Consider the following 8,978-nt stretch of genomic DNA (forward strand, 5'->3'; position numbering starts at 1 on the left):
CCCTCGATCCGGCGGCCCGCTACCTCGCCCGCTCGCGCAGCAGCTGGGTGACGGTGGTGGCGCGCATCATGTGCGGGTCCAGCGACTCCGCCCGGCGGCGCGGGATGCCCCCCGCCAGGGCGGCGTCGGTGAGGGCGGCCCTGAGCCACCGCACGTCCACGGGACGGCCGTCGGCCCGCCTGATCAGCGGCTCGCCGGCGGTCAGGGTGGAGGACAGGGCAGTCAGCAGGGGGCGGGCCACCGGCGGGATCGGGAAGGCGACGAGGTGTCCCCGGCCGTCGTCCACGGTCACGATGGCCGGCTCCCCGGCGATCACCGCCCGCAGGTCCTGCAGGGTCAGCCCGGCCAGGGCGTCGGCGGGCGCGCCGGTGGCGTCCAGCAGCGCGATGGCCGCGGCCTCGGCGGGCCGGCCGTCGGCGGCCAGCCGGGCGATGCCCTGGCGCAGCAGCCGCCGGTCCTGGCGGGTCAGTGTCCCGACGTCGCCGATCTCCAGGTCATGCCGTACGGCGCCGCTTCGCCAGGCGAAGGTGTAGAACGACGACAGGACGGCGCGTTTCCTGGCCACGGTCGCCCTGGCCAGGGGTTTGCCGGGGGTGCGGACGCCGATGGTGAGGGTCCCGGCGAGCGCCGCGTCGCAGTAGCCGTCGAGGTGCGCTCCGGTGACCGCGAACGGTTCGAGGTCCGGCTCCACGGCGCGCAACCAGCGCAGGAACGCGGCCAGGACCTGCAGCCTGCCCTGCCGCGCGGCCGGGGACGGCTTTTCGCGCAACCAGGCGGCCACGGTGGCACGAACCGGCGCGGCCAGTGCGTCCACCAGGTCGACGTCGGCCCCGGGCACCTCACCCCCGTCGCCGGCCCGCCGCCTCGGCCGCAGCCCGCCGATCCGCCCGACGCTCTCGTCTCCCCCGCCGACCACCCACGACCCGGTGCCTCCCGGACCGCCCTCCCAGATCCCGGCCGATCCCGCGAGCACCGACTCCCCGCCGACTCCGGGCGCCGTGGCGGCCCCGTCGGGAAGGCCGGGGACGGCCGCCGCGGGCCGGTGGTCGCCCATTAAGACAGCGACCTGCCGGCTCGTAGTCGGTCCGGGGGCGTCGTCGGTTCGGGGCAGGCTCAGCATGGCTTCGATCTTCTCACGGCGAGAGGAACGGCATCACGCGTTCGCGCACCTCCCGCGTACGGCACCAGCGGACGCCCGCGCGCATTTACATCGAGTATTGATATAAATGGGGTCATGTCCACGGACGCCCTGGACCTCGACGCGCTGACCACCACGATCGAGGACTTCAACACGTACTTCATCCGGCTCCCTTCGGTCAGGAGGCTCAGCTTCTCGGCCCTGTCCGTGCTGCACACCCTGGCCCGCGGCGGCCCGATGCGCCTGACCGACCTGACGGCGACGGAGCAGCTCAAGCAGCCCGCGCTGACGAGCCTGGTCGCCAGGCTGGAGCAGGACGGGCTGGTGTCGCGCCGCCAGGACCCGCGCGACGGGCGGGCCGTCCTGCTGTCCCTCACTCCGGAGGGCGATCTCATCGTCAGGTCCCGCCACGAGGACCGGGTGGCGAGGGTGGCCCGGCTGGTGGACCACCTGAGCGAGGACGAGCGCGCCCAGCTCGCCGCGACGGCGCGCGTCCTGGCCCGCCTGACCGAGATCGCCGCCCGGCTCGACGACTAGGAGTTCTCATGTTGCCCCCACCCATCCCGCTGCACGTGCCCGACGAGGTGCTGGACGACCTGCGCCGCCGGCTCACCATGACCAAGTGGCCGCTTGACGCCGGCAACGACGACGGCCGCTACGGCGTGCGCCGCGGTTACCTGCAGGAGCTGGTCGCCTACTGGGCCGACGGCTTCGACTGGCGTGCCGCCGAGCGGGCGATCAACGCCTATGAGCACTACCGGGTGGACGTCGGCGGCGTGCCCGTGCACTTCATGCGCAAGCCCGGCGTCGGGCCGGACCCGGTGCCGCTGATCCTCAGCCACGGCTGGCCGTGGACGTTCTGGCACTGGTCGAAGGTGATCGACCCGCTCGCCGACCCCGCCGCGTACGGAGGGGATCCGGCGGAGGCGTTCGACGTGATCGTGCCGTCCCTGCCGGGGTTCGGTTTCTCCACGCCGCTGACGCGGCACCCGGACATGAACTTCTGGAAGATCGCCGATGTCTGGCACGAGCTGATGACGGGCGTCCTCGGGCACGACAGGTACGCCGCCGCGGGCTGCGACGTCGGCGCGCTGATCACCGGGCAGCTCGGCCACAAGTACGCCGATGAGCTGCACGCCATCCACATCGGCTCGGCGCTGAAGCTCACCCTGTTCAACGGCGAGCGCGCCTGGGACATGAGCGGCGGGGTGCCCATTCCCGAGGGCCTGCCCGACGACGTACACGATCGGATCGTCGAGCTGGAGCGCCGCTTCGCCGTGCACCTGGCCGCGCACATGCTCGCCCCGTCCACGCTCGGCTACGGGCTGGCCGACTCCCCGGCCGGCATGCTCGCCTGGATCCTGGAGCGCTGGACGAAATGGTCGGACAACGGCGGGGACGTGGAGACCGTGTTCACCAAGGACGACCTGCTCACGCACGCCACGATCTTCTGGGCGGGCAACGCGATCGACACCTCGATCCGTACCTACGCCAACAACAACCGCTACCCGTGGACCCCGTCACACGACCGGTGGCCGGTGGTCGAGGCGCCCACGGGCATCACGTTCGTCGGCTACGAGAACCCGCCGGGCGTGCGGACGAGCGAGCAGCGGGTGCGCAACTTCCTCGACGGCGACCGGGCGGCCTGGTACAACCACGTCAACATCACCGCCCACGACCATGGCGGGCACTTCATCCCGTGGGAGGTCCCGGACCAGTGGGTCGACGACCTGCGCCGCACGTTCCGGGATCGCCGCTGACCGGTCACGATGATGGCTTGGCCGGCGGCGGGACCAGAACGTCGGCCATGCCACCGCCCTCGCGCCACTGGCGCAGCAGCCGGTGGAAGTCGACCGGGCCCGGGCCGTAGGAGGAGCTGCGCGGCCGCGGCCTGCCTTCGTTGTTGTAGTAGCCGGGAGTGCATTCCGCCTGGAACGCATAGTTGTCCGGGGCCGTGGCCGCGATGGTGGCGACCCAGTCCTGCTCGGCCTGCTCGCTCGGTTCGATCCAGCGGGCACCGTGCTTGCGGGCCTCGCCTACGACCGCGCCGATGTGTCCGGCCTGCTCCTGCAAGACGTGCACGAAGTTCACCGCCGCGGCGTTCTGCAGCGAGCCGAGGTGAAAGAGGTTCGGGAAGCCGTGGCTGTAGAAGCCGTGCAGGGTCCGCGGGCCTCGCGCCCACGCCTGCAGCAGCGGTACGCCGCCGCGCCCGTACACCGGCAAGGTGCCGGAGATGACGCCTGAGACGCCGACCTCGAAGCCGGTGGCGAAGATGACGCAGTCCACCTCGTACGCCCGGTCGCCGACCAGGACGGCGTTCTCGGTCATGCCGGTGACGCCGCCGTGGTCGGCGGTGTCCACGAGGGTGACGTCGGGCCGGTTGAACGTCTGCAGGTAGTGGTCGCTGAAGGTGGGCCGCTTGCACATGTAGCGGTACCAGGGCTTGAGCAGCTCGGCCGTCGCCGGGTCCGCGACGACCCGGTCGATGCGGGCCCGGATCTGGTTCATCTTGGCGAGGTCGGCCAGTTCCAGTTCCTCGGCGCTCAGCCCGGAATCGGTGCCGGGCAGGAACGTGCGCTGCAGCCCGGCGGTGCTCGTCCACCCGTCGGCGACCAGGTCCCGGTCGGCCTTGCCACCGGTGACGACGGTCAGGAAGTTGTCCATGCGTTCCCGCTGCCAGCCCGGCTCCAGGGACGCCGCCCAGGCCGGGTCCGTGGGACGGTTGTCGCGCACGTCCACCGACGACGGGGTGCGCTGGAAGACGTACAGGTGCTGGGCGTCGCGGCCCACGTGCGGGATGACCTGGATGCCGGTGGCCCCGGTGCCCACCACGCCGACCTTCTTGCCGGCGAGCTTGTGCAGGCCGCCGGTCTGGTCGCCACCGGTGTAGCCGTAGTCCCAGCGGCTGGTGTGGAACGTGTGTCCCTGGAACGTCTCGATGCCGGGAATACCGGGCAGTTTGGGCTGGGTGAGCGTGCCGCTGGACACCACGACGTATCGGGCGCGGAAGGCGTCGCCGCGATCGGTGCGTACCTGCCATTCGCCGGCGTCGTCGTCCCAGCGCAATTCGCTCACCCGGGTGTGGAACAACGCGTCACGGTAGAGATCGAAGCGCTCCGCGAGTGCGACCGCGTGCTCCCGGATCTCCCCGCCAGGTGCGTAGCGCCACTTCGGGACGTAGCCGATCTCCTCCAGCAGCGGCATGTACTCGTAGGACTCGATGTCGCAGTGAATCCCCGGGTAGCGGTTCCAGTACCAGGTGCCGCCGACGTCACCGCCCTCTTCGATCAGCCGCAGGTCCTCGACACCGGCCTGGCGCAGGCGGGCGCCGGTCATCAGCCCGCCGAAACCGCCGCCGACCACCACGGCCTCGACCCGGTCGGACAGCGGCGCCCGCTCGGTGCGCTCGGTGTAGGGGTCGGTGGCGTAGTAGCCGAACTCGCCCGCCGCGCGCCGGTACTGCGCGGCGCCATCAGGCCGGATACGCCGGTCACGCTCGGCGCTGTACTTCGCCCGTAGCGCGTCGAGGTCGATGCCGGACTCGTCGCTCACTGCGTGAGAGGTGGACATGCTCCCTCTTCTGTCAGCTCGTCCGCGGTGCGTCAATGGACGATGGCCTGTGTCGTGAAGCGGGCCGTACGGCCACATCACGTCCGTTCGCTTCGCGCCTAGCCAAGCACACCACCGCCATGGACGAGATCCGCTCACATCTGCTCATCCGGTACGACGGCAGCACCCAACTCCGCGACTGGGTCTCGTGCATGGTCCGCCCGATCACCGATCATGTCGCCACGCTGCCGACCCCCAGCTGGTACGCCCGCTTCGCCGCCCAACTGATGACGGATCCGGCCCTGCGCGTGCTGATCATCGACGACGCGCGCGACTCGCCCACCATGCGGCAGGCCGCCGACGGGTTGAATCGCTGCCTGCCCGACCTGCCGGACCAGGTCCGCACGGACCGCGACGACATGGTCCGGATCCTGGTCGTGCACATGTGCGCCCAGAAGGAACGCGAGCTGGCCGACGGAATGACGGGCGCCGGCTGGGAGGCGACGACCACCCGCCTGGTCGACGCCGTCGTCGGCATGCTGCTGGCCCCGGTCACCCAGCGGTGAACCCCACCCGCTGATAGCGCGTCAGAGCGATCCCCGGGCCGGTCAAGAACGCCACGATCCGGCCAGAGGGGATGTCGGCTGGATACTTCTGCCTGTTGTTCTGCCTCGTCTCACGGTCATCACGCCTGCTTCCATGGTCTTGCGCACCCGATCGGGACAGACCTCGGCATGGCTCCCACTCGCGCATCAGCTGCATTGCTTCAAACCTTCGTCGAAATGCTCACAGATGTGGAAACCCATGACCTCTCCCCTGCCTTTGGCCGAGTGGCGATCCACGGAACGGGATGAGCACTTGAGCCACAACGGTGTGACCGTGCCCGGCCGTGACATCGACGCGCGCCGTACCGGTCGGGCGGTGCTGGTGGCCGGCTCAGATCCCAGGTCGCGGCTGCGTGGCTCACCTGGCGGAGCCGCAGCGTGACGCGCTGGAGACGGCGTTCGGGCTGAGCGCGGGCGCGCCGCCGGACCGCTTCCTGGTCGGGCTCGCAGTGCTCAGCCTGCTCGCCGACGTGGCCGAGAAGGAGCCGCTGGTCTGCCTGATCGATGACGCCCAGTGGCTGGACCGGGTCTCGGCGCAGACTGTCGCCTTCGTCGCCCGGCGGCTGCTCGCCAAGCGGATCGGGCTGGTGCTCGCGGTGCGCGAGCACGCCCTGCAACCCGAGCTGGCGGGGCTGCCGCAGCTCGAGGTGGGACGCTTGAGCGACAGCGACGCCCGTGCCCTGCTGGACTCGGTGACTCCCGGGCGGCTGGATGAGCGGGTCCGGGATCGCATCGTCGCCGAGACCCAGGGAAACCCGCGGAAGGCCGGCCCGCGCCGCCGAAGCCGCCGCGCGACTCGACGCGCTGGCCCAGGCCAGTGGCACCGACTGGGCCCTCGGCACCTCGGCGAGCGTGCGTGCCCAGGTCAGCGACGGACCAGCCGCCGAGAGCCTGCATCGGGAGGCGATCGAGCGGCTCGGCCGCACCGACGTCCGGATCACCTGCGCCCGCACCCAACTGCTCTACGGTGAGTGGCTGCGCCGGGAGAACCGCCGCACTGACGCGCGCAGGCACTTGGGCATCGCCTACGAGATGTTCAGCCAGATGGGCGCCGAGGCGTTCACCGAACGCGCCCGCCGTGAACTGCACGCCACCGGCGAGCATGTACGCAAGCGCCCCACCGGGTCAGGCACCACCCTGACCGTTCAGGAAGCGCACATCGCACGCCTGGCCGGTGACGGGCTGACCAATCCCGAGATCGGCGCCCAAATGTTCATCAGCCCGCACACCGTCGAATGGCACCTGCGCAAGGTCTTCGCCAAGCTCGGCATCGTGTACCGCAGACAGATCCGCACATCCCTGCCCGAAGCCACGGCGGCCATGGCCTGACGCTCCCTACTCGGCGCCCTCGGCTGACCACGCTCAGCTCGACCCGTGGAGTTCGCGGCGCCAGAGGTCTTCGCAGATGCGTTCGATGCCGGCCAGCAGGTGACGGCGGTAGGTGGTGAAGGGCAGGCCCAGGCGTTCGGCGGCGGCCTCCTGGGTGGGGGCGCCACGGAGGTAGGTGAGGTCGAGGGCGCGGTGGAGCTTTCCGGCCCGCGGATCTTGGCTCAGGTCGTTGATGGCCTGTTCGAGCAGCGCGCGCAGGGCCCTGGCGGGGTCGGCCTGACCAGCGAGGAGTCTGCCGCGGGTGAGGGGGTTGGCGGCCAGCTGGGCCTGTTTCGACAGGTGGCGCAGGGCCTTGCGGAGGGCTTCGGTGAACTCCGCTTGTGACAGCACCGCCAGCTCCGGCTCGTGCGTGATCCGGGCCCGCTGCCGGCCGACCGGCAGCAGGCGTTCCAGCCAGAGGTGCGCGGGCACGGCCCGCCAGTCGTGGGCACGCAGGACGTACTCGGCGTCACCCTCCCACGCGTGGTCCCCGAGGTCGTGCATGTTGTAATGGTCGCGCGAAGGGTCCTCGCCGTGCACGGCCATGAACGACCAGGCCATGCGTTCCGAGCGCAGGCACCAGCCCACGGTCCGCCACTGGATCAGGTCCGTCACCGGCGACGTGCCGCGGTAGCGCTCGTGCACCCAGCTCCGGCCGACGGCCAGATGCTCGCCGGGTCGCAGCGGGGCCACGGCGTGAGCGTTGGCCCAGGCTGTGGCGACGACCGGGTCCGCCTGTGCTTCCACCTGCGTGTCCAGGCGGAGCCAGGCGGTGGCGGCCGCCAACTCGCCGTCGCCCGTCCTCCGGTAGAGACGGAATGCCTGCGGCTGCCTGACCGTCCAGTGGGAGACGGCGGCCGCCGATCCGGCATCGTACGTGGCGGCGAGGCGCAGCAGGTCCTCGGTGTCCTCGGGGCGGAAGACGTCCTCGTACACCTCGTCCTGGCCGTGCCAGAAGTGCGGCTCCGGCGTCCGCCCTTCGCCGCGGTGCAGGTAGAACAGCGAGCCGACGGCACCGAGCACGTCCATGTCGTCGTCGGCGTGGATGCGGGCCATGAGATGGGTGTTGATGCGCCGGTGCAGGTCGGCGTAGCCCTTCGGGTCGCGCCAGCGCAGATCGGCTTCGAGGATCTCGCGTACGACGTCGTGCGGGTACAGCCCGAGCGGGCTGGACTCGATGAACGGCTGCCGCCTCAGCCAGGAGAACAGGGCCGCGGCGTCGTCGTCGGGCAGGACCGCGCGCAGCACGTCCTGGGTGGTCATGTATGTGTGCGCGCACACCTGCAGGGCGTGCCGGTGCGCACGGCTGGGCACCTCGCCGATGAGCTGGTCGAGCAGGGTGACGACCATGTCGTGGGTGGGTCTCCAGCGCGAGCCGGCGGCGCTGCCCTTGATCGCCACCGTGGCTCCGAGCGACAGGGCGAGCGGGTGCCCGCCGGCGAAGGCGAGCAGCGGATCGCGCAGTTCACCGGCCACGCCACGGGCCTCCAGCAGCGCCGCGGCGTCCACCGGCTCCAGGTCGCGCAGCGCGATGAGCCGCAGAGTGCCGGCCCAGCCCGGATCGGCCTGCCACACCAGGTCCGGCGGGATGCGTCCGGCCACCACGACCACGGCGCCGGCCGGCAGACGAGGCAAGAGGCACTCGCGCAGCCAGCCTTCCAGGCCATGGAGCTGTTCGAAAGTGTCGATGAGCAGCACCGCACGCTCGTCGGTGAGCGCACGCCCCGCCACGGCCTCGAACGAGGGCGGCGACGGGTCCAGCGTCCGCCCGTCCAGCGCCGTCACCGGCCGTCCCGCCGCGACCGCCTGCTGGGCGAAACGCCGCAGCAGCGCCGACTTGCCCACCCCGCCCGGGCCGTGCACGAACAACACCTGGCCGCCGCTGAGCAGAGCCGAGTCAAAGGCCGCCAGCTCCTCTTTCCGCCCCGTGAAGGCGCGTTCTCTGGCAGCCTCGAGACGTCCTCCAAGCGAAGCCGCCTTCCCGCGGGCTATCGCAACTTCCATCCTGCTGGTCCCGCCCTCGGAAACGAATGTGCGAACATGTCCCGCCTGATGCGCGCCGGCTCCTACCTGGCGCTGCACGAGCAGAAAGTCCATATATGGGTTGATCTCCTGCATCCCGAAATCCGTCCTGGGCAGTGCCGGCGGTTTCACGGAAACGGCCTTCCGCGGTGGCTCGTGGGTTACGTCTGGTCCCTGTTCTCGATGAGGTGGCCCGCGCCGGGGTGGGGTCGGCGGGGTGGTGGCGTGCCGCGGCGTTCCGGGCGGTGTTCGAAGTGCCACCACTCGTTGTCGTAGATGCGGTACAGGTCGTAGCG

At 71.0% G+C, this 8,978-nt stretch carries 7 protein-coding genes; 4 read left to right on the plus strand and 3 right to left on the minus strand.

Annotated features, from left to right (window positions below; all coding sequences use genetic code 11):
• Nucleotides 1-19: 19 nt before the first annotated feature.
• Entirely contained in the window at nt 20-1,120 is a 1,101-nt protein-coding gene (locus tag ACFPZ3_RS66590) for a hypothetical protein (RefSeq protein ID WP_379524686.1), read from the minus strand.
• A gap of 114 nt (nt 1,121-1,234) precedes the next feature.
• Between ACFPZ3_RS66590 and ACFPZ3_RS66595 the strand changes: the two genes are divergently transcribed.
• Both ACFPZ3_RS66595 and ACFPZ3_RS66600 read left to right on the plus strand, forming a co-directional pair.
• A complete protein-coding gene (locus ACFPZ3_RS66595; protein WP_379524687.1) occupies nt 1,235-1,675 on the plus strand; it encodes a MarR family winged helix-turn-helix transcriptional regulator in 441 nt (146 codons plus the stop codon).
• An 8-nt stretch (nt 1,676-1,683) separates the two neighbouring features.
• Nucleotides 1,684-2,898: an epoxide hydrolase family protein gene (locus tag ACFPZ3_RS66600; protein WP_379524688.1), complete on the plus strand. Its 1,215-nt coding sequence runs from the start codon at nt 1,684-1,686 to the stop codon at nt 2,896-2,898.
• A gap of 4 nt (nt 2,899-2,902) precedes the next feature.
• Here ACFPZ3_RS66600 and ACFPZ3_RS66605 read toward each other — a convergent pair whose 3' ends face one another.
• Nucleotides 2,903-4,708 carry a flavin-containing monooxygenase gene (locus ACFPZ3_RS66605; protein WP_379524689.1) on the minus strand — a complete coding sequence of 602 codons (1,806 nt, stop codon included), beginning with the start codon at nt 4,706-4,708 and terminating at the stop codon, nt 2,903-2,905.
• A gap of 119 nt (nt 4,709-4,827) precedes the next feature.
• Here ACFPZ3_RS66605 and ACFPZ3_RS66610 point away from each other — a divergent pair, with 119 nt between their 5' ends.
• Nucleotides 4,828-5,253, plus strand: coding sequence for a hypothetical protein (locus ACFPZ3_RS66610; protein WP_379524690.1), 426 nt, complete (start codon nt 4,828-4,830; stop codon nt 5,251-5,253).
• Between the two features lie 750 nt (nt 5,254-6,003).
• Nucleotides 6,004-6,621, plus strand: coding sequence for a LuxR C-terminal-related transcriptional regulator (locus ACFPZ3_RS66615; protein ID WP_379524691.1), 618 nt, complete (start codon nt 6,004-6,006; stop codon nt 6,619-6,621).
• A gap of 33 nt (nt 6,622-6,654) precedes the next feature.
• Here ACFPZ3_RS66615 and ACFPZ3_RS66620 read toward each other — a convergent pair whose 3' ends face one another.
• A complete protein-coding gene (locus tag ACFPZ3_RS66620; protein ID WP_379524692.1) occupies nt 6,655-8,664 on the minus strand; it encodes an AAA family ATPase in 2,010 nt (669 codons plus the stop codon).
• Between the last annotated feature and the right edge of the window lie 314 nt (nt 8,665-8,978).

The sequence above is a fragment of the Nonomuraea insulae genome, from assembly GCF_042656245.1.